The 21092-nt window shown below is 46.8% G+C and carries 17 protein-coding genes; 7 read left to right on the top strand and 10 right to left on the bottom strand.

What is annotated here, in order from left to right:
• Positions 1-186: 186 nt before the first annotated feature.
• From hemN to LX99_RS03055, 4 genes are all read right to left on the bottom strand, one after another.
• Positions 187-1554: an oxygen-independent coproporphyrinogen III oxidase gene (gene hemN / locus LX99_RS03040; RefSeq protein ID WP_109606258.1), complete on the bottom strand. Its 1368-nt coding sequence runs from the start codon at positions 1552-1554 to the stop codon at positions 187-189.
• A 2-nt stretch (positions 1555-1556) separates the two neighbouring features.
• Positions 1557-2597, bottom strand: a complete 1041-nt coding sequence (locus LX99_RS03045) for a 2-hydroxyacid dehydrogenase (RefSeq protein WP_109606260.1) — start codon at positions 2595-2597, stop codon at positions 1557-1559.
• A gap of 80 nt (positions 2598-2677) precedes the next feature.
• Positions 2678-3730, bottom strand: a complete 1053-nt coding sequence (locus LX99_RS03050; protein WP_022829509.1) for a response regulator — start codon at positions 3728-3730, stop codon at positions 2678-2680.
• Positions 3727-4914 (bottom strand): PAS domain-containing sensor histidine kinase, encoded by a 1188-nt coding sequence (locus LX99_RS03055; protein ID WP_022829510.1) that lies wholly within the window; start codon positions 4912-4914, stop codon positions 3727-3729. Before LX99_RS03055 ends, LX99_RS03050 begins: the two co-directional genes overlap by 4 nt.
• Positions 4915-5199: 285 nt before the next feature.
• Here LX99_RS03055 and LX99_RS03060 point away from each other — a divergent pair, with 285 nt between their 5' ends.
• A complete protein-coding gene (locus tag LX99_RS03060; protein ID WP_109606946.1) occupies positions 5200-5931 on the top strand; it encodes an LOG family protein in 732 nt (243 codons plus the stop codon).
• A 97-nt stretch (positions 5932-6028) separates the two neighbouring features.
• Entirely contained in the window at positions 6029-7312 is a 1284-nt protein-coding gene (locus LX99_RS03065) for an acetyl-CoA hydrolase/transferase family protein (protein WP_109606262.1), read from the top strand.
• A 133-nt stretch (positions 7313-7445) separates the two neighbouring features.
• On the opposite strand, the gene LX99_RS03070 is transcribed toward LX99_RS03065, so the two are convergent.
• Together LX99_RS03070 and LX99_RS03075 are read right to left on the bottom strand one after the other, a co-directional pair.
• The gene (locus LX99_RS03070) at positions 7446-8186 is read right to left on the bottom strand and encodes a LytR/AlgR family response regulator transcription factor (protein ID WP_109606264.1); all 741 of its coding nucleotides are present in this window, start codon (positions 8184-8186) and stop codon (positions 7446-7448) included.
• A gap of 14 nt (positions 8187-8200) precedes the next feature.
• Entirely contained in the window at positions 8201-9220 is a 1020-nt protein-coding gene (locus tag LX99_RS03075) for a sensor histidine kinase (protein WP_109606266.1), read from the bottom strand.
• A gap of 204 nt (positions 9221-9424) precedes the next feature.
• Here LX99_RS03075 and LX99_RS03080 point away from each other — a divergent pair, with 204 nt between their 5' ends.
• Positions 9425-10468 (top strand): S41 family peptidase, encoded by a 1044-nt coding sequence (locus tag LX99_RS03080; RefSeq protein ID WP_170122616.1) that lies wholly within the window; start codon positions 9425-9427, stop codon positions 10466-10468.
• A 29-nt stretch (positions 10469-10497) separates the two neighbouring features.
• Positions 10498-11682, top strand: a complete 1185-nt coding sequence (locus tag LX99_RS03085; RefSeq protein ID WP_146203048.1) for a hypothetical protein — start codon at positions 10498-10500, stop codon at positions 11680-11682.
• 50 nt (positions 11683-11732) lie between these two features.
• On the opposite strand, the gene LX99_RS03090 is transcribed toward LX99_RS03085, so the two are convergent.
• The 4 genes from LX99_RS03090 to LX99_RS03100 form a co-directional block, all read right to left on the bottom strand.
• Positions 11733-12653, bottom strand: coding sequence for a bestrophin family protein (locus LX99_RS03090; RefSeq protein WP_109606272.1), 921 nt, complete (start codon positions 12651-12653; stop codon positions 11733-11735).
• A 20-nt stretch (positions 12654-12673) separates the two neighbouring features.
• On the bottom strand, positions 12674-13240 hold the full coding sequence (locus LX99_RS03095) for a PhnA domain-containing protein (protein ID WP_245927832.1): 567 nt from the start codon (positions 13238-13240) through the stop codon (positions 12674-12676).
• A 38-nt stretch (positions 13241-13278) separates the two neighbouring features.
• Positions 13279-13413: a hypothetical protein gene (locus LX99_RS26210; RefSeq protein WP_022829982.1), complete on the bottom strand. Its 135-nt coding sequence runs from the start codon at positions 13411-13413 to the stop codon at positions 13279-13281.
• Positions 13414-13528: 115 nt separating this feature from the next.
• Complete coding sequence (locus LX99_RS03100) at positions 13529-14188, bottom strand: methyltransferase domain-containing protein (RefSeq protein WP_109606276.1); 660 nt, start codon at positions 14186-14188, stop codon at positions 13529-13531.
• A gap of 97 nt (positions 14189-14285) precedes the next feature.
• Here LX99_RS03100 and LX99_RS03105 point away from each other — a divergent pair, with 97 nt between their 5' ends.
• The 3 genes from LX99_RS03105 (at position 14286) to LX99_RS03115 (ending at position 21089) form a co-directional block, all read left to right on the top strand.
• Positions 14286-14993 (top strand): Crp/Fnr family transcriptional regulator, encoded by a 708-nt coding sequence (locus LX99_RS03105; protein ID WP_109606278.1) that lies wholly within the window; start codon positions 14286-14288, stop codon positions 14991-14993.
• Between the two features lie 311 nt (positions 14994-15304).
• Positions 15305-17608: a S9 family peptidase gene (locus LX99_RS03110; protein WP_109606280.1), complete on the top strand. Its 2304-nt coding sequence runs from the start codon at positions 15305-15307 to the stop codon at positions 17606-17608.
• Between the two features lie 316 nt (positions 17609-17924).
• Positions 17925-21089 (top strand): SusC/RagA family TonB-linked outer membrane protein, encoded by a 3165-nt coding sequence (locus LX99_RS03115; RefSeq protein ID WP_109606282.1) that lies wholly within the window; start codon positions 17925-17927, stop codon positions 21087-21089.
• The last annotated feature ends 3 nt before the right edge of the window (positions 21090-21092 follow it).

A 21092-nucleotide genomic window follows, 5' to 3' on the forward strand; every position in this document is an offset into this window, starting at 1 on the left:
TTTAACAGGATGTACGGAAGATGAAAGACGGCTCTCCTCTTAATTTTCCGGAGTCGGCTGCAGCAAAGGCCACCCTACAAAACAAGTTCAGCGAGTGGAGGGCTGATTAAAACAAACAACCCTCCATTCACTGCACTACCCGCCCCTCAATAACCAAATAAATATAGCCTGACTACGGCCTTATGCTCAAATTGCCATGCTGAATAACTGTGTGGCCGGTTTATCCGCCCAAAGCCGGGTGTCAAAGCATAAACAGATATTCCTTAAAAAACGCTTGCCGGTTTCGGTAACCTGCAAACCGTCAGCGGATAAATTAACCAGGCCGTCTGCCTCCAGCGGCTCCAGCCGTTTCAAAACTTCAGGGAATTCGACGGCAAACAGTTCGGCATCCCAGCCGGTATGCTGTTTACACATAATATCGAGAATATGACACCGGATCTGCAGGTCTTCGTCGCTGAGCACATGCCCTTTAAATACGGGCAATTCTCCCTCGTTTATCATCGCCAGGTATTCTTCAAGCGTTTTAACATTCTGCGCGAAAGCATACCAGCTATCGCTGATTGAAGAAACGCCCAATCCGACCAGCAGCTGGGTATGCTGCTCGGTATAACCCATAAAGTTGCGGTGCAGCCTGCCATCCCTTTCGGCGGCAAACAGTTCATCAGCGGGCAGGGCAAAATGGTCCATACCAATCTCCCGGTAACCGTAGCTCAGCAGCAAACCGCGACCGGTTTCCTGCAGCTTTTCCTTTTGTTCGGGGCTTGGCAGGTCTGCTTCTGTAAAACGTCGCTGTCCCGGCTTAATCCAGGGCACATGGGCATAACTGTAAAAAGCAATACGGTCCGGTTTAAGCCCGGCAACGATATTCATGGTATTGATCAGCCCTTCCTGGTTCTGAAGCGGCAAACCGTAAATCAGGTCGTAATTAATGGAAGTATAGCCGATACTGCGGGCCTGTTCGGTCACTAACCGGATTTGCTCCACGGTTTGATGCCGGTTGATAATAAACTGTACCCGCGGGTCAAAATCCTGGATGCCGAGGCTCAGCCTGCGAAAACCGAGGTCGAAAAGCACCTGCAAATGCCCGGCACTGGTATTGGCCGGATGGGCCTCGAAGCTGAATTCAGCCAGCGGATGGGGACGGGCATCTTTTAGTATGCCGCTAATCAGCCGTTGCAGATTTTCAGGGCTAAAAAAAGTAGGCGTACCGCCGCCCAAATGCAGTTCGCGGATAACCGGCACCTCAGCAAATAACTGAAGATAGAGCGCCCATTCTTTAAGCACGGCGGCAATATAAGGTTCCTCTACACCATGATTTTTAGTGATGCGGGTATTACAGCCGCAATAAGTGCAAAGGCTTTCGCAAAAAGGCAGGTGAATGTACAGGCTGATCCCTGATCCCGCGTTACTTTCCCTGAAAGAAAACTTTACCGAATCTTCCCAGCGCGGGCGGGTAAAGGTGTTCAGATCCCAATAGGGCATTGTGGGGTAACTGGTATAGCGGGGCACAGGCACATTGTATTTACCGGCCAGCGTTTTATCATTTTGTTGCATAATCAATTCTTTAGTTGAGCTGTGCTATCCTGAACAGTGGATGTGGCTCTGCAGGCCTGGCCGCAGGCACAGGCTTTGCCCACGCACTTATTTTGCTGCCAAAGGTCCAGGCTGCGGATGGTTTGGTCGGCAATCTGCTGGAGCGCCTCTTTGGTCAGGTAAGCCTGATGCGGGGTAACCAGCACATTAGGATGGCTGAGCAATTGCTGTAATAAGGGATCTTTAACCGGATCGTTACCCTGTTTCCCTACAAACATTCCTTTTTCAAACTCGGAAACATCAAGGCCGAGATAACCGATCTTCCTGTCTTCCAGCGCGGCCAGTACCGCCGCCGTTTGCAGCAGCTGCCCGCTGGAAGTATTGATCAGCATTACGCCCGGCTTCATCTGCCGCAGCGCCTCGCTGTTGATCATATAGCGGGTTTCATCTGTTAATGAAAGATGGATAGAGATGATATCAGACTGCAGGTAAAGCTTTTCGAGGGGAACAGGCCTGACGTAACGAAAATTACGCGGAAACTTTTCATCATATGCTATCAGCTGGCAGCCCAGGCCATGATAAATAGACGCGGCGGCCTGCCCGGTACTGCCCATACCAATAATTCCTACGGTTTTACCCGCAAAATTGAACCCGACAAGGTCATCATTGCGAAAATCGAAACCATGGGCGTTATGATCGGCCTTAACAATCTGGCGGTTTAGCGCAAAGGCAAGGGCCACCGAATGTTCGGCGATGGCCTGCGGCGAATACGACGGTATACTGGCCAGCTTAATGCCATAGGCCGCGGCCGCAGCTTTATCAATATGATCGGTACCTGCCGACCGGGTAACGATATAACGTACACCCAAACCGGCCATCTTCTCTACCACCGGCGCAGAAACATCGTCACCGGCAAACACGATCACCGCGTCCTTTCCACCGGCGTATAAAGCTGTATCGATAGAAAGCGGGTTGGATATCAGCGTAATATCGTGCTTTTTCTGGTTAGCCTTAGCCAGGTATTCTTTTTCAAACGGCTTAATACTGAATGCTACTGCTTTCATCAATTTGTTTATTTCAAACAAAATTACCCGGATGCAATAGCTTTGGGAATGAGCGGTATCAGCTCAAAATATGATGTGTATCAGTTTTTCATTTTAGCCAGTTTCTCCGGTTCAAGGATGGTGATCAGGCTGCCTTTCTTTTCAATCAACCCCTCATCCTTAAAATCGGATAATGTTCGGCTTACCGTTTCGGTAGCCATACCGGCCATTGCCGCAAGGTCCTCCCGGGTAATCTTAAAACCATCCTTTTCTGCCGATGGCTGGCGGTGCAGCCTCATGATGGCCTCGGCCATACGCTTGCGCACCGAATGGTAAGCCAATTGCATCAGCTGTTCTTCCTTTTCGCGGATATTATGCGCAAGCAACTTAATAAATTCGCGGCCAACCTCCGGCGAGGCATGCAGCAACTGTTCCAGCTGGTCGCGCGGGATCATGCAAAGCGCGCAGTCTTCAAGCGCGGTAGCTGTATCGGTATAGGGTTCGTTGGTCAGCATGGCGTGAATGCCCAGGTATTCGTCGTTGCTGTAAATGCCTGTCATCAGCTCACGGCCATCTTCGGCCAGGCGAATGGTTTTCACTTTACCGCTCAGCAACAGGTACAGCCCCGCCCCTTTATCGCCGTCGTAATAAATAACCTGCCCCTTTTTAAAAAGCCGGCTTTTGCGTTCCTGGATAATCTTTTTCAGTTCCGCGAGTCCGTCATTCCTGGAAATCAGGTTACCCAGCGAGTCCAGGGAGCGGCTGTAAAAATGCTTGTGTACTTCTTTTTTCTTCAAACGGCTTTCAATCGCGTTCAGCAGGTCAAGGTCGTCAAAAGGTTTGGTCAGGTAATCGTCGGCGCCCATTTCCATACCTTTGCGCAGGTCCAGGCGTTCGGCTTTAGCCGTCAGGAAAATAAACGGTATAGCCGCAGTTTCGGGGTTTTTATGCAGGATATGAAGCACACCGTAACCGTCAAGTTCGGGCATCATGATGTCGCACAGGATAATGTCGGGCAAATGCGTGGTAGCCAGGTCAACGCCGCCTTTACCGTTGGCAGCCTCGTACACTTCATAACCGGCAAGGCCCAGAATTTCCGAAACATTCTCGCGGATATCGTTATTATCTTCAATGATCAGTACTTTCTTTTTCATAACAATGGAATGGTGATCTTAAATAAAGTGCCCTGGTTGACGTTGCTTTTGAAAGCGATTTCGCCATTCATGAGGCGGGTATAGCGGGAAACAATGTTAAGCCCCAGCCCCGTTCCGGGGATGCTACCGGTATTATGAGCCCTAAAAAATGCTTCGAACAAGTGTTTCTGGTCGGTTTCAGGAATACCAATGCCATTATCCCGGATGGTGATCACACAGGTATCATTGGTGAGTTCCGTATTAAATTCAATAAAGGTATTCTCGCCCGAATACTTGATGGCATTACCAATCAGGTTGACAACGCAGTTCTTCACCAGGTTCGGATCCAGGTTCACCATGCTGAGCGTACCGGTATGCTGGTAAATGATGCTCTGGTTTTGCTTGGCAATCAGCTGCATTTCCTCGGTCACCTCCTCCGACATTTTCACCAGGTCGAAATACTGGTTAGTGGCCTCCACCTTCCCGGCTTCCAGTTTTTCCAACGACAGAAAATCGTTAAGGATATTGGTCAGGTTACCTACAGAATTTTTGATTTTGGCAACGTGCTTGCTGATATTGGCATTGTCAAAAGGCTGCGCGTACTTCTCGATAAGCGATGAGGAAAGCTGAATGGCGCTGAGCGGCGTACGGAATTCATGCGAAGCCATCGACACAAACCGGCTTTTCAATTGGCCAAGCTCCTTTTCCTTTTCAAGGGATGAACTAACTTCTTCTTTGGCCAGTTGCAATTCGCGGATGGCGCTTTTCAGGTTTTGGGTACGGTTTTCCACCAACTCTTCGAGGTGGGCGGCATATTCTTTCAATTGCTCTTCAGCTTCCTTCTCGCGCGACAGGTCATGAATAAAACCGGTATAGATTTTCCGGCCCGCGAAGGGCACTTCGCTAACACCCAAACGAAAGGGAAATACTGATCCATCCTTACGGAGGCCTTTAACCTCGCGGCCAATACCAATAATATGGGCCTGGTGTGTGGCGTGGTAACGCTCAATGTATGCGTCGTGCCGGTCCCGGTCTGGTGGCGGCATCAATACAGATATATTTTTACCTACAACCTCTTCCGGGCTGTACTGGAATAAATTACAGGCGGCAGGGTTGATTGTTTCGATATGCCCGCGCCCGTCGATGGTGATGATACCATCAATAGCATTTTCAATAATTGCTTTTAAGAGTGCGGCACTTTCCATGTTGTAATACGGCCTTGCTTATCATATTTACCACAAATATTGGCAATAAGGATCATAAAAAACATAATATAATTCAGTTAAAAGAGTGACGGCCGTCATTTTTAGCGCATTTTACTTGCTTGAAGGAGAAAAAACTGACCGGCGGCAGTTTTATGGCTGATGGTTATCATATTGCAGGCAAGTTAAAAATTCAAACTTTGTATCATAGTTCCCCAAACCACCGGTCATGTAATGATCTGCCTCCGGGCAGATCATTACAAACTGCAACAGAACAAGATACCAATAATGAACCAGACCAATACCAACACAGAAATCAAATTCCTGGCCGGGCCGCAGTCGCGCCTGAAGGAATTGAAATTTACTTTCGAGACCATGCTCGACCTGATACGCGGGTTCAGGGGGTTGCATTTTTTAGGCCCCTGCATTACTATTTTCGGTTCGGCACGCTACAAAGAGGACCATCCTTTTTATGAACTAACCCGCAAGGCAGCAGGCGAATTCGCCAGGCTGGGGTTTACCATACTCACGGGCGGCGGCCCGGGCCTGATGGAAGCTGCCAACCGAGGGGCCAAAGATGTGGGGGGCAGATCGGTAGGGTGCAATATCCAGTTGCCGGTTGAGCAGGCGCCCAATCCTTACCTGGATAAATGGGTGTATATGAAGCATTTCTTCCTCCGTAAAGTGCTGCTGGTGAAATATTCCTTCGCCTTTATTGTTATGCCCGGCGGATACGGTACCCTCGACGAATTTTTTGAAGCGCTCACATTGATCCAGACCCATAAAATCAAAAACTTCCCGGTTGTTATATTCGGTAAGGCGTACCACGAGGAGTTGTTACAGCATATTCGCGTTATGCAGAAGCATCAAACCATCAGCGATGCAGATACAGGCCTTTTCCTGGTGACCGACGATATCGCGGAAGCAACTGAATATATCCGCGAAAAAAGTGTGAGGAAGTTTGGCCTGAAACCCGAAAAACGCCGCAAGCCGCTGCGCTGGCTGTTTGAAAAGGACTGAGACGGCCATAAATGACCAGGATCATATTCCCGGCTGTTCCGCATCAGGATTCAGGAACGTTGGGTATTTTAGTTTTGGCCATCCTAATATCATTCAAATGAACAACATACAATATATCCCCGCAGCCGAGGCCCTAAAATGTGTAGAACCCGGTAACCGCGTATTTATACACGGCAGTGCCGCTACCCCGGTTTGCCTGGTGGAAGCACTGCAGAATCGTTACCAGGAACTGTATAATGTAGAATTGGTTAGCATTACCACACTGGGCAACGTTAATTTTGACCGGCCGGAACACCGCAAATCATTTTTCTTTAACTCCTTATTTGTTTCTGCGGCTACCCGCAATGTGGTGAACAGCGATGACGGAGATTACGTACCGATTTTTTTAAGCCAGATCCCGCAGCTGTTCCGCGAAAATATACTGCCTATTGATGTGGCCCTGATCCAGGTATCACCTCCCGACGCGCACGGATACTGCTCGCTGGGTACCTCGGTGGATATTGCACGGGCGGCTGTAGACATGGCAACCTACGTGGTTGCACAGGTAAACCCGCTGATGCCCCGTACCCATGGCGAAAGTTTTCTCCATATCAGTAAGATCAACGCGATGGTGTGGCATTCTGCCGAGCTCCCGGAGGTTAATTATGACGCCGAAACCAACGCGGTAACCGAGAAGATTGGTTATCATGTAGCCTCATTGGTAGAGGATGGCGCTACTTTACAACTGGGTATCGGCAGCATACCCGACCAGGTTTTGAAAAACCTGACCACTCACCGGCACCTGGGCATCCATACCGAAATGTTCTCGGACGGGATCATCCCGCTTATCCAGCGCGGCATCATCGATAACAGTTGTAAAAAGCTGAATGCCGGCCGCTCGGTAACCGCCTTTATTACCGGCACCCGCAAATTGTACGATTATGTGAACGATAACCCCGGCATCCGCGTAATGGATATCAGTTATGTGAACGATACCAGTGTGATACGCCAAAACCCGAGGGTAACGGCGATCAACAGCGCCATTGAAATCGACCTTACCGGGCAGGTTTGTTCCGATTCTATCGGTACCTTCCAGTATTCAGGCATCGGCGGGCAGATGGACTTTATCCGCGGGGCCTCGCTCTCCGCCGGGGGCAAACCCATCATCGCGCTGCCGTCGCAAACCAATAAAGGCATCAGCCGGATTGTTCCCTTCCTGAAACAGGGGGCGGGCGTAGTAACCACACGCGGACACGTGCATTGGGTAGTAACCGAGTACGGTATCACCAACCTGTTTGGAAAAAACATGAAACAGCGGGCACAGGCACTGATCGGGCTGGCGCACCCCGACCACCGAGAAAGCCTTGAGCGTGAATATTTTAATAGGTTTGAACATGCGTAACCTCACCCCAGCCCTCTCCAAAGGAGAGGGAGTTTCTTGCTCACTTAAATCCTCTCCTTCGGAGAGGATTTAAGTGAGGCCATGCTTTCAAAAGCTATTTCCTGCAGCATACCTTTCTTTAAACTGTATTTTGTTATTCGTTTTCCCTTATCAGTTTAAAAAAAGCTTCACGGTAGGTTTCTCCTATTGGGATAGCCTGTTCACCGATATAAAGCATATTTCCATCAATCATTCTGATCTTATCCAAGGGTACTATATAGGATTTATGCACCCGGTAAAACGGGGGGCTGGGTAACTGTTCGCCAAGATCGCGCATGCTTTGGTAGGTCACTAATCTTTGCGATGGCGTGAAAATGGAAACGTAATTTTTAAGTCCCTCAATATAAAGGATATCGCTGTAATCAATCCTGATGAATTTGTTCTTGCTTTCGCCCTTGATGAACATGTATTGAGCTTCAGCATTAGGCGGATCAGCAGCGGGAGCCACCTCGCGCGGGGGCTCCATCGCCCGCTTTGCAGGAACAATTTGATTAAATGCCTTTTGCGTGGCTTTTAAAAAACGGTCGAAGGCTATTGGTTTTAGAAGGTAATCAATTACCTCGTGTTCAAAGCCCTCCAACGCGTATTCGGCATAAGCGGTGGTTAAAATTACCTTACATTTAGTGCCACAAAGTTTTAAAAACTGGATGCCGGTAAGTTGCGGCATCTGGATATCGAGAAAAACCAGGTCGATATCACCATTTTGCACCATGCTTAGCGCCTCTATAGCGTTAGTGGTTGTACCTGCAAGTTCCAGATAAGGCACTTTGGCAATATAATTGGCTATCATCTTGATAGCGTAGGCTTCGTCATCAACCGCAAGGCAGCGTATCATGGTGTGCTATTAACTTAATTTTTATTATTGTTCAGGCTTACACTCAGCGTTACCCTGTACGTATCCCCGTTGTTACTGGTCAGCAGTTCAAACCTGCCGGGGTAAATCAATTCCAGTCGGCGTTTGATATTTGCCAGCCCTATACCGCTCGACTGATCTTTTTGGCCGTGGCTGATTTTGTTGCTTACCACCATGTGCAATTGCCCGGCGGTGATGCTGATCTTAATTTTTACAGGCCTTCGCGAATCATCTGTCACCCCGTGTTTAAAAGCATTCTCCACAAAGGGTATCAGTATCAGCGAGGCGATCTTTTTCCCTGTAAAATCGCCGGTGGTTTTAAAATCAACAAAAAAATCATCCTCAAAACGCAGCCGGTAAATCTCAATGTAGTTTTCCAGATACTCAATTTCCTGCTCCAGGCCAAGCATCCCGTCAACACTATTGTTGAGCATGTAGCGCATAAGCTGCGAAAGCTTAATAATGGCGTCGGCCAGCTTTTCTGATACCGGGTAGGCCAACGAATATAAATAATTAAGCGTATTGTATAAAAAATGCGGGTTGATCTGTGTTTTTAAAAAAAGCAGCTCGGCCTTTATCTTTTCATGTTTTAGCTGCTCTGTTTCCTGTTCCCTCCGGTAAGTATCTACCAGGGCCCAGGCAATAAAGCTGAATATGATGGGCTGTAAGGCCCGCCACCAGTTATCGCTGATATAGTAGAGCAGGTTTATGGGGTGGTCGTAATTACCGTAACCAAGCAGCCATAAATAAACCACTTCCTCAATTAGATAACGGCAGCCAACAAATAAAGCATCGGCCATCACAAGCCCGGCAATGAGCAACGGCAGCTTTTTAAGCTTTAAAAACCGGGGATAAACAAAAAAGAAGCAGAACGAAAATTCAACAAAGCCCGATACCAGGTTTGACCACACGTAGGGCTGCGGGCCCCGGTTATTAGCCACGTTATCAATATACAAATAAAGTGTGTAACAAGCCCATGCCAACAGGTAATAAATGGCTAACCGGTTTCTTTTCATTCCTCAAATATAGTAACCGCATTTCATCCGGCCGTTTTATTATCCCAATCGCTTATTTCCTGATACCAACTGCGCTTTCTGCGCCAAATTGAGCCGAACCATGCATACCCAGGTGTTGGGATAACAATTTGAAGCCTTGGGATAAGAAAATTGAGCGGGCCGGTTATGCGGCGCACCTTTGATGCACAAACCAAAACAAAGACAATGAAAACAATAACTAAATTATTCTTGTGCCTGCTGATAGCGGTTGTAATTAACCCGGCCGCCACCAGGGCACAGCAGGCCGATAGCGTACGCCGCCTTATTGATACCCTATTACAATTTGGCAAAGAACATTCGCTTTACAGCAGCCAGGTTGATTGGAAAAAGGTTTCAGACAGCGTTCGCCTCGAGGCTGCGAACGCGGCTACCATTAAAGCGGCGTTACCTGCCATTCAAACATTTTACCGGCTAATAGGAGACCGCCATGGATTTATCACTTACAATAACAAATACTACGGCTGGCGGGGCAATAACAAACCGCTTGATAAAGCAACCCATGCCGCGTTAATCAAAAAGATGAAGGATGGTTACCGGCTGAAAAAGCAAATGCTGGAAAAAGGATACGGCTACCTGCTGGTACCGGATAACAACCCAACACACCGGGGTGCCGTGACCGAGATAGCCAGGCAGATTAGGGATTCGCTGGCCGCCCTTAATCCGGAGAAATTAAAAGGCCTGGTCATAGACCTCCGTTTAAACCCCGGCGGCGATATGTACGCCATGATTGGCGGCCTGAGTAACTTATTTGAACCCGGCAAACTGGGTTCCTTCATATACCCCGGAACAAAAGCGGAAGAAAACTGGAATGTTAACAGTATAAACGGCGTTGATAAAGTATATAGCGGACCCGACACCCCATGCACCATCAATCGCCGTGGTAAAGCTTTATACCGGTTAAAAGTAGCGGTATTGACAGGACCTTATACCTGCAGTTCGGGCGAGGCGCTCGCTATCTCCTTCAAAGGGCGCGGCAATACCCGTTTTATCGGTGAAAACACCGGCGGTTATACAACTTCTAATGTATCCTTTCAGTTTACCAATGAGATTGGGGTTTTCGTGGCTTCCGCGGTTGAGGCCGACAGGCTCGGGAGGGCGTATCCCGACCATGTTCAACCCGATGATGAACTGACAGGAGGGGATGATTTTGACAACCTAAACAATGATTTGAAGGTACGCGCCGCGCTGCAATGGCTGAAGCATAAATAGTAAATATACATTGCCGGCACCATAGCAAAATGATCCTAACATTAACATCATCAACATTGAAACAAATGAAAAACGCCCTGCTTTATATCATGCTGCTAACCTCCTGCTTAAGCTACTGCCAAACCAGGCGCACTGTTGCAGATTCGGTGAAACTGAATAGCCATATAGCCGTGCATACCAGCTATTTTACGTTTAACGGGCAACAGCCGGTTGGGAAAGGATGGGATACCTTAGAGAACTTGTTTGCAGAAAACCAGTTTGTTGCCTGGGGAGAATATCATAATTCACCGCTCCTTTCGCAATTAACGGCCTACGCGCTGGGCTGCGCCGACAAATATGGCTATACAAAATGGTGCGTTGAAACGGGGCCCTTCACCGCATCAACGCTCATGCGCCTTGCAGCCTCCAAAAACCCGGCAGATAGCTTGAACAGGCTGTTTAAAGAGGGTTATCCCAAAATCGGCACTTTCCCGTTTTTCAGCAATAGTAATGATGCGCAAATGCTGCTTGCCGCCCATAAACACAATTTTACGATATGGGGAATAGACCAGGAATTCCAGATGAGTTTTCCGTACTGGCTCTCCAAAGTTTACCAGGCGCAATCAAATCAATTAAAAAAACGTTACCAGGCTGTTTACGATAGTTTACAAGCCAAATGGTGGTACCCTGCCGATAAACTGTTGGACAGCCTGAGCAGCGCCATCCCCCAAAAGCAATACCGGTCGGTTTTAAATGCCATCAAGGTATCGAAAGAAATTTACCGCAATAATGATAACCAGGGGCGTGCAACACTAATGAAAAACCAATTCTTCGCTTATTATGACGCGGTACCTAAAAATGAAAAGGTATTCTTTAAAATGGGGAGTAATCACCTGGCCAGGGGCCTCAACCTGCAAACCAATTTATATGATATCGGCAACGCTGTTTATGAACTTGCGCAACGTAACAAAACGGGCTTTGCAAATGTATACCTGATGGTGCGCTATACCATCGAACAGGGAAAATTAATTGACGACCTTACCAATAAGAGCCGGGAGAACCCGAAAGTGTTCTCAAAACTTTATGATAAGGACAAATGGACATTGCTTGATCTGAGATCATTAAAATTGAAACATGACGATTCGTTACCGCGGGACGTTTATCAGGTCATAGAAAAATATGATTTTGTTCTGGTATCTCCCGAAATACTTAACACCGACAGGGAAGGCAATTAACCGGCGCTTAGCCGTGATTCTATCCTTTACAGAATCACGGCAGCGTGGGTTTACGTGATATAAAAGGAATTAACCGGTTCAACATTTGCTACCGGCAAATCCTCAATTTCTGCAATACTTCTTTCAATATTGGCCGACATGGCATCAAGCGCGAGATCGTTAGGCATATTCCCGAAGGGATCTTCCAATTCATCGGCAATGGCTTCCAGGGCGGTAAAGGTGTAAGCTACGAAGGTGATTATAAAGGGCGCGAACCAGCCCAGCGCATTGGCAAAACCTAAGGGGAGCAAAAAACAGTAGATATAAATCGTTCTGTGAAGTAGAACATCATAAGAGAACGGTATAGGGGTACCGGCTATCCGCTCACATCCGCCGATGATATCAGAAAAGTTGGCCAGGTTTTTATCCATAGCCGCCTGCAGGATGGTATCAATGGAGCCACGCAGCCGCCAGCTATTTATACGGGCACCCAATTCCCTCATAATCAAAACCGGTTTATATGCTGCATGTTCCAACTTCGAGGCCAGTTCCGGCTCCAAAAGTTTTTGCAGTTCGGGCATGGCATCGGTGTGCCGCAACTGGTGATTAAGCGCGTAAACCATCGCTGCCATTTGCCTGATGAAGATCACCTTCTCCGGTTTGTGAAGTTCATCATTAGGTATAAAATTGTGTACCTGCTGGGCGAGCGAACGCGTATCGTTTAGCAGGGCGCCCCAAAGTTTTCGGCCCTCCCAAAACCGGTCATAGCTCACCGTATTCCTGAAGCCGAGAAATATGGCCAGCGCTATACCAAAAACCGTGTAGATATTGGTAGATAGTTCGCCGTGTACCCTGTCAAGGTCTGATTTGAAATAAACCACTACCGCGGTAAATGTAAAAAGTACGCTCAATCGCGGCAGTAGCTGGGGCAGCACAGAACCCCTCAGCACAAACAGCATCCCAAACCAGTTCTTTTTTTTCCTGATGATCATGCCCTGGCAATTAATTAGGTTTAACTTTTTTGCCTGCGCAGGTACCTGGTCAGGATCACGATGGTCTGGCCTTCAATCTTACCTTCAACCTGGTCGGTATTATCGCTAACCAGACGGATATTTTTAACCACTGTGCCCATCCTGGCATTCAGCGAACTTCCCTTAACATCCAGCGTACGGGTTAAAACCACGCTGTCGCCATTCTGCAGTTCATTCCCCAGGCTGTCGCGGTGCACCTCGGTAAGTTCTTCAGTTTCTTCGGTAACGCCTGCCTTAGCCCAGGCCAGCAGGTCATCATCCAGGTAAAGTATTTCCAGGCACCCGGCAGCCCAATCCTCATCTTTAAGGCGCGACAGTATGCGCCACGATAAAACCTGTACCGCTGGTATCTCGCTCCACATCGCCTCGGCCAAAAAGCGCCAGTACCTGCTGTCGGGTTTATCAGTTTGCGCCAGTTCAGACAGGCAGGCCGCGCAAACGGCTATCTCGTTATTGTTAAAACCACCCGGCAAAACGCTGTATGGCGTAAGCTCGGTTACTGACTTGCAAAGATCGCAGGCTTTAACCTGTGGTGATTCTGTGTTCATAGTAATACTCATCAATTTTTAAATGTTTACGTTATTATTTATTCCCGGATAAAGCTGATCACGATGATACCAAGTACAATACCCAGCACCATGATCAGGTAAAGCAGGATTTCGTTACCTGCAAACCTTTTATATTTTGTCCAAAAGGAGTAATTGTGTTTTTGCTTTTTCATATGTAATCTCCTTCCCTCCTATTGTTTACGCTTATTTTAAGATACCTGTTTTATAATTATCCGTTAATTGAAAGCCGCCCGGCACCTGCTTGCCGGGCGTGTGGCAGGCAAGGGTTTACCGCCTGATCCACAAGCGCAGCAGTGTAAAAAAGCCCTGGTCTACCAGTTCATAATTGTCGGGAACCATCTCACCAAGGCTTTGGTATGTAACTATACGGGTACCTGCGGGTTTATCTTTAAGGACAGCCAGCAGGTAACGGTTGTAATATTCGTAGAGGCTGTGCGAAACCTCAATCGTATCGTCGATAGCATTTTCCGTATCGATATTCTCGAAGAAAGAATTATAAAAGTAAAAGTGATCAAATTTATCAAAATCAACCTGGGTGATGTCGGCGTGAATAAAACGGGCGTTGGCCAGGTCCAGGTAGTCGCCGGCCACATTGGCATAATGAAACAGTTCATGCCGCTGCTCTACCCCGAAATAATTGCAATGAGGATGGCGGTGTGCCGCTGTGAGGCAAAATTTACCGGTACCGCTCCCGATATCAAGGATATTTCCCGGGATATTCAAATAATCGGCAGCCTTTTTTGCCACCGCCAGGGGTGTCCAGTGCCTGCCGGAGAGCAGTTGCAGGTGTTCGGGATATAACCAGTCAAATTCCGCGTCGTTCCGGAAGAAACAGTCGTTAGGCCGTTTTTTCTCATGGGAGGCGGCCAGCCTTTGCCGGTGTGCCTCCGGTTCGGGAGGAAAAGGAGAAAAGGGATAACTGTCCATCCAGCAAATTTCATTATTCCGGCATCCTGCCGCAACTGAAGCAGATCAGCAAAAAAACTGATATTTATCAGTTTTTGATATTTTGTAACTTTGGGGCATGAGTTTAAACGGGATCTTTCCGATCGACAGGTGGAATTTCACAACCCATTCGGTGCTAAGTGTACTTTCTGATCAGGAAATGGCCCTGCTTACCCGGCATGTCACCGAACAGCGGCTCTTTAAGGGTGATGTGATCTTTCGTGAAGGAGCCGTTCCCTCAGGTATATTTGTTGTACGCAGCGGCAGGGTAAAAAAGTACAAGGTAGATCAGACCGGCAGGGAACAGATCATTTACCTGGCCGGCCCCGGAGAACTGATGGGCTACCACCCGGTGCTTTCCGGAGAACGCTACGCGGATTCTGCCGCGGCCATGGAGGAGACAATGGTGTCGTTCATCCCCAAGGAAGATTTTATGGATATGTTAGCCCGCTCGCCCGTTTTCGCGCTGCGCCTGCTGAAAGCAATGAGCCATGAATTTACGGTACTAACCAACACGATATCGGTAATTGCGCAACGCACCGGCCCCGAGCGGCTGGCTATCGCGCTCATCGTACTGCGGGAAAAGTTCAAATACGGTTTGAACGATCACGATGCCATCCCCATCAATATTTCCCGCGCCGACCTGGCAAATATGGCGGGCCTCGCAGAAGAAAACGTGATCAGGCTGCTCAGCGAGTTTAAGGCAGAGGGCATATTATCAACACAAGGCAGAAAAATTATCATTAAGGATATTCATTTACTGGTAAAACGGGCCAATTACCGGTAACGCTATCCGGCTATCAGCAAAACTTTCGTATATAATAGTTCACGGCCAAATGATGGAGCAGACCTAATGCTACCGCTGACCAGAGGGGCTAACTACCTCCGCTTACAGGCCTGAAAATTTCATTAAAACTTAACACAGATTACAGACATTATTTATATAGCCGGATGCAACAAAAACGGCTCTGATAAACCGTTTTATCAAAAAAACGCCATTATTGTTAACAAATGGATAATTATAGGTAAGTAGAAGATAATTTACTGCAATTATAAGCAAGGCTTTTGGCTAATTTTAGTCAATCCAGTCTTATCTATATGCACCGCAAATATTTGCACCCATTTACTTTTTTATTTGTTTCGATTTTTACTGTAAGCGCAGGCTATGCGCAGCAAAACACGGTTACCCCTTATTTACCCAGCCACGCACAAATGTTGCAGGCCTATGCCAATGTCAACAAACTTGATTCGGCATGGAAAAAGCTACCGCTTAATTATACTATAAGGCCCAACTGGCAATCAAATGGCAGGCAGTTTTGGTACGGGATGAGGGCGGCCGATAACCAGAGTGATTACTATTTTGTGGATGCGGAGCAAGGTAAAAAACAAAAGGCCTTTGACACGCGAAAAATGGCGGAGGCTATAGCCTCGGTTACCGGCAAACCGGTACCGGCAAATAAATTCAGGGTAACACAACTGGTTTATGGCGCCGATAAAAAAGAGATCAGATTAAAATACAACGACGCCTGGTTTAAATGTAACCTGGATAACTACCATTGCGAAAAAACGGCCGACACGGTAATTAAAACCTACGACCCCAACCAACCGCTGCAGCGCCGCAGATACCGTTGGGAAAGCCCGCTTAATGATTCATTATCTCCTGATAAACAATGGGTTGCATTTGTAGAAAACGGCAATATTTATGCAAAAGCAGTAAAGGGCGGTACCGAGATCCAATTTACTACCGATGGCAATGCAGATAAGCCTTATGGCGAGATCTCGTGGTCGCCGGATAGCAGGCACCTTGTTGCTTACCATATAGACCCACGCAAAATTAAAGAGGTTTACTACGTGCTGAGTTCAGTACCCGGAACCACCCGCGGGCAATTGAAATCACATGAATATGATCAGCCGGGGGATGAGTTCACTACCTATGAGCCCTTTTTATTTAGCATAGCCGATAAAAGCAAGCTAAAAGTTGGCGATGAAAAAATAGACTTTTTTGGCGCCCCCGCCCTGCATTGGAGGGACGGAAACAGCAGGTATTTTACCTACGAAAAGGTTGACAGGGGCCACCAGCGCTTTCGGGTAATTGAGGTTGACGTAGAAAACGGTAAAACCCGGAATATCATAGATGAAAAAACAAATACCTTTATATACGAGCAACGGATTTACACCCGCTATTTACCCAAAACCCACGAAATAATCTGGGTTACCGAAAAAGACGGATGGCGCCACATTTATATTGTAAATGAATTAACCGGCACCCAAAAGCTTGTTACCAGGGGCAACTGGGTAGTGAGGGACATTGATAGCGTTGACGTTAAAAAGAGGGAGATCTGGTTTAACGCGGGAGGCAAAAACGAAGGTGAAGACCCTTATTTTTTACATTATTACCGGATTGGCTTTGATGGTAAAAACCTGGTTGACCTTACCCCCGAAAAAGGCAACCATAGCATCAGTTTTTCGCCCGACAGAAAATACTATATAGATACGTACTCGGAGGTTAATGTTGCCCCGCGCGTTTTGCTCAAAAACACTTTAACCCTAAAAACAATTACCGAGCTGGAGCACCAGGATTTAACCGACCTGCTGGCCACAGGTATAAAACTGCCTGAGGTTTTTGTTGCGAAAGGGCGCGACGGGAAAACAGACATCTGGGGCGTAGTTTATCGTCCGGCCAATATGGACCCTGCAAAAAGTTACCCGGTAATTGAAAACATTTACGCCGGTCCCCAGGATTCATTTGTACCTAAAAGCTTTTCGCCGGTAAATGAAATGCAAAGTATAGCCCAACTTGGTTTTATAGTAGTGCAGATTGACGGCATGGGCACCGCGAACCGTTCAAAGGCTTTTCATGATGTTTGCTGGCATAACCTTGCCGATGCCGGTTTTCCTGACAGGATACTATGGATAAAGGCTTTAGCGGCTAAATACCCGCAGGTTGATACAAGCCGCGTGGGTGTTTACGGAACATCTGCCGGCGGGCAAAACTCAGCAGGCGCCCTGCTGTTCCATCCCGATTTTTATAAAGCTGCGGTATCTGCCTGCGGGTGCCATGATAACCGCATTGACAAACAATGGTGGAACGAACAATGGATGGGGTACCCGGTTGGGCCGCACTATGAGCAGCAATCAAATATTACCAATGCGGGTAAATTGCAGGGCAGTTTAATGCTGATCGTGGGCGAGGCAGACACCAACGTGCCGCCCGAATCAACCTACCGTTTTGTTGACGCTTTGATAAAAAACAATAAAGATTTTGACCTGCTAACTGTGCCCGGAGCCGGGCATACCGATGGCGGCCCTTATGGCCGGCAAAAAAAGCGTGACTTTTTTGTGAGACACCTGTTAAAAGCCGAGCCGCCGGCACGGAACTACCAGGAAAGCAGTGTTGAATAATATTACCCGGGTGTTGGTGAGGGCTTATGATATCCTTATCGCTTATCATTTAAAAAAAATAAGGACACAATCGCTCACCAAACAAACACTTCAAGGTAATAATATTTATTAAATACCATTTTAACACATATTTTAATAATACACCTAAACAACGTAAATGGAAGAGTATTTTTATTACTTTCTGTAAATAAGATATTTACAAATAAAAAATGTTAAAAAAGTGTTAAAACAGGACAATATCATCAACAAATAAAACACCCTCAATACATATATTCGAATTTATTAATTTAACTATTCACAAACCAAATCTTTAACTATGACAAAAAATTTTACATTCTACAGGAAACTCTTGATTGTATGCCTTTTTCTTTGTTGGCTACTCCCCCGGAGCGCGTTTGCTCAATCGGTTGTAAGGGGAAAGGTTGTAGATAAGGACAACCTACCCATTATCAGCGCTACGGTGACTGAAAAGGGCACCAAAAACCTGACTACCACCAATGAAAAAGGAGAATTTACCATCCGTACCACTAAAGCCGGCGCTATTTTGGTGGGAACAAGCGTTGGCTTTTTACCTTTTGAAATAGCGGTTGAAAATAAAACCACGGTTACCCTGGTATTGCAGGAAAACCAGCAAACGCTTAATGAGGTAGTATTGATCGGTTACCAGAAAATTGCCAGGAAAAAATCAACAGCAGCTATCTCCAGTTTATCGGCAAAGGAACTTGCCAACCTCCCGGCCGCAAGTTTCGATCAGCTTTTGCAGGGCAGGTTATCTGGCGTTAACGTGCAAAACTTTTCGGGTATGCCGGGCGCAACACCTACGGTATCTGTTAGGGGTAACTCATTAGTAAGCACCTCATACGATGAATACAATGTAGTAAACAGCCCACTTTACGTTGTTGACGGAGTACCGCAGCCTACAGAACAATATGTAGGACCTGGCGCAGGTACCGGCGCCAACTACCTGGCCGGCATAAACCCTGCCGATATTGAAACTATCGACGTATTGAAAGACGCTTCGGCTGCGGCTATCTACGGCTCGAGGGCGGCCAATGGCGTTATATTAATTACCACTAAAAAAGGCTTGTCCGGCGAACCTCGTGTAACACTCGGATCGTACGTTGGTCTTACCCAGCGCCCTGAATTGCGGCCGGTTACCTTAGGTACCATTGAGCGAAGGCAAAAACTTGATGTTTTACGGGGCCAGCTAACCTATGATCAACAACAACAACTCCCCTACATTCTGACCGATAGTTTAAACTCGGCCTTTAATGGAAATACCGACTGGCAGAGCCTTTTTTATCAAACCGGAAGAATTAACAATACCGATCTTAGCCTAAGCGGCGGCGGTGCCGGCAACTCCACCTATCGTTTCAGCACCGGGTATTATAATGAGCAGGGTATTATTAAGGCTACCGGGTTTAAACGCTTCTCAACCAGGTTAAACCTTATTTCGCACGCGCTTAACGGCAAATTGACTATCAACCCGTTGGTAGCCTACTCACGTACTGATAATGCCAGGGGTAACGGCAATAATGCCAGCCCGATAAGTTTAGGAGCCGGAAATATGCCCTCCTCATTACTGAACCTTGATCCTGACAAAAAAGCCTATTATTTAGGGGCTTACAGCGAAAATTTAGATAAAAACATAAGCAACCAGTTTACATTCAATTTAAACCTGTCTTATGATTTTTCTAAACACTTTTCATTTAATTCGCAATCATCATACTTGTATAACACCAACCGGAGGGATTTAAGCCGGAGCGACCTGTTACAAAATAACCAGGGTAATTATTCATATAGCTATGCCGATAACTCGATAGCGGTAACCACCTCTAACTTTGTAACCTATAATAATGTGTTTAAAAAGCACACCATAAGCTTCATTGCAGGGCAGGATATCAACTATAACCAGTTTCAAAATACCATAGCATCGGGTTATAACGGTCCTTCAGATAATATCCAGGTTGTTAACGGTTTCCAGCAATCAAAAATTGGCGCCAGTTCTGATTACCAGGCCTACGGATTAGTATCTTATTACTCGAGGCTTTCTTATGATTACAACAGCCGTTACCTGTTTTCATTAAGTGCAAGAACAGACGGATCATCGCGCTTTGGTAAAAACCACAAATGGGGCTTTTTCCCCGCTGCATCCGTGGGCTGGTTAATATCCGAAGAATCATTTATGAAGGATAGCCCGAGCAATATTTTCACCATGCTGAAATTAAGGGCAAGTATTGGTACTTCCGGCAGCCTGCCAAATGATAACTACCTGCAGTATAACCTTTACAATGTAAACAATGGCGGTTTTGACGGCAATGGCGGCGCTACTACCTATAACGGGGTAACAGCTGTAACCCCTAACTTCTACAATGGCGCGGCCCAGGATAACCTGAGCTGGCAGCGATCAAAACAGTGGAACATCGGCACTGATATGGAAATGCAAAACGGTAAATACGCGGTTTCATTTGATGTTTATAATAAAGAAAATTCATTGCAGCTTTTCGGGGTAAATTTGCCTGTAACAACCGGTTATGACATCGCGTTAACCAATTCGGTTGGTGTACGTAACTCGGGCGTTGAGTTAACATTTTTAGCAAACCCGCTGGAAGGCGCTTTCAGATGGAGTTCACGCGTTAACATATCATACAACAAAAACATGATTACCAGCTTGCCAAACGGCGGCAGGGATCTGGTTTTGAACGGCGACAGGTTTGATAAATCGCACGTGTTATCAGTAGGTAGCCCTATAAACGCGTTTTACCTATATCAAACCAAAGGCGTTTTCCCAACTAACGCCAGCGTTCCTCAAAACCCGTTAACCGGCGAAAGATACAAAAACAGTAACGGCGAATACCAGGCGGGCGATTTTTACTTAGCCGATCTGGATGGCGATTACTATATCGATACATTTAATAGCGGCATCAATCCTGATAAAAAAGTATCGGGCGATCCAAACCCCAAATACACCGGCGGCTGGACCAACAATTTCACCTACAAGAATTTCAGCCTCGGTATTTTCTGCACCTTCACTTTCGACAGGGACGTACTGAACCTGTATGACTCGGACAGGTTTTCAAATTCGACGGACGGTAACGCTATTGCTAATTTTGCGGCCTATTCAATTCCTGATTTAAGCAAGGTTAATATCTGGACACCTACCCACACCAACGCTACCTATGCTAAATATGATATAGGAACATACAGGTATTATTATACCAGCGCGCAAACATTTTTCCTTGAAAAAGGAGGCTATTTCAGGATTAAAAGTATAAACGTTGGGTACGATTTTTCGAAAAGAGTTTTAAAAAGGCTTGGCCTGAGCAAATTCAGGATTTACGCCGTAGCCGACAATGTTAAAATGTTCCAGCAATCAAAAAAGCTACCTGATGCTGAAGCTGTAAACCCTTACGGCGAATACAATGGCGGCGGCTACCCTATACCGAGTAAATACACTTTAGGTTTTGAAATTAATCTATAACAG

The sequence above is a fragment of the Mucilaginibacter oryzae genome (assembly GCF_003148845.1).
GTDB lineage: Bacteria > Bacteroidota > Bacteroidia > Sphingobacteriales > Sphingobacteriaceae > Mucilaginibacter > Mucilaginibacter oryzae.

Bases quoted from the DNA above. Each gene is read 5' to 3' on its own strand.
- LX99_RS03055 (WP_022829510.1), bottom strand. From the start codon at position 4,914: ATGGAAAGTGCCGCACTCTTAAAAGCAATTATTGAAAATGCTATTGAT.
- LX99_RS03080 (WP_170122616.1), top strand. From the start codon at position 9,425: ATGAAAACAATAACTAAATTATTCTTGTGCCTGCTGATAGCGGTTGTA.
- LX99_RS26210 (WP_022829982.1), bottom strand. From the start codon at position 13,413: ATGAAAAAGCAAAAACACAATTACTCCTTTTGGACAAAATATAAAAGG.
- LX99_RS03110 (WP_109606280.1), top strand. From the start codon at position 15,305: ATGCACCGCAAATATTTGCACCCATTTACTTTTTTATTTGTTTCGATT.
- LX99_RS03085 (WP_146203048.1), top strand. From the start codon at position 10,498: ATGATCCTAACATTAACATCATCAACATTGAAACAAATGAAAAACGCC.
- LX99_RS03045 (WP_109606260.1), bottom strand. From the start codon at position 2,597: ATGAAAGCAGTAGCATTCAGTATTAAGCCGTTTGAAAAAGAATACCTG.
- LX99_RS03050 (WP_022829509.1), bottom strand. From the start codon at position 3,730: ATGAAAAAGAAAGTACTGATCATTGAAGATAATAACGATATCCGCGAG.
- LX99_RS03070 (WP_109606264.1), bottom strand. From the start codon at position 8,186: ATGATACGCTGCCTTGCGGTTGATGACGAAGCCTACGCTATCAAGATG.
- LX99_RS03095 (WP_245927832.1), bottom strand. From the start codon at position 13,240: ATGAACACAGAATCACCACAGGTTAAAGCCTGCGATCTTTGCAAGTCA.
- LX99_RS03100 (WP_109606276.1), bottom strand. From the start codon at position 14,188: ATGGACAGTTATCCCTTTTCTCCTTTTCCTCCCGAACCGGAGGCACAC.
- LX99_RS03090 (WP_109606272.1), bottom strand. From the start codon at position 12,653: ATGATCATCAGGAAAAAAAAGAACTGGTTTGGGATGCTGTTTGTGCTG.
- hemN (WP_109606258.1), bottom strand. From the start codon at position 1,554: ATGCAACAAAATGATAAAACGCTGGCCGGTAAATACAATGTGCCTGTG.
- LX99_RS03075 (WP_109606266.1), bottom strand. From the start codon at position 9,220: ATGAAAAGAAACCGGTTAGCCATTTATTACCTGTTGGCATGGGCTTGT.
- LX99_RS03105 (WP_109606278.1), top strand. From the start codon at position 14,286: ATGAGTTTAAACGGGATCTTTCCGATCGACAGGTGGAATTTCACAACC.
- LX99_RS03060 (WP_109606946.1), top strand. From the start codon at position 5,200: ATGAACCAGACCAATACCAACACAGAAATCAAATTCCTGGCCGGGCCG.
- LX99_RS03115 (WP_109606282.1), top strand. From the start codon at position 17,925: ATGACAAAAAATTTTACATTCTACAGGAAACTCTTGATTGTATGCCTT.
- LX99_RS03065 (WP_109606262.1), top strand. From the start codon at position 6,029: ATGAACAACATACAATATATCCCCGCAGCCGAGGCCCTAAAATGTGTA.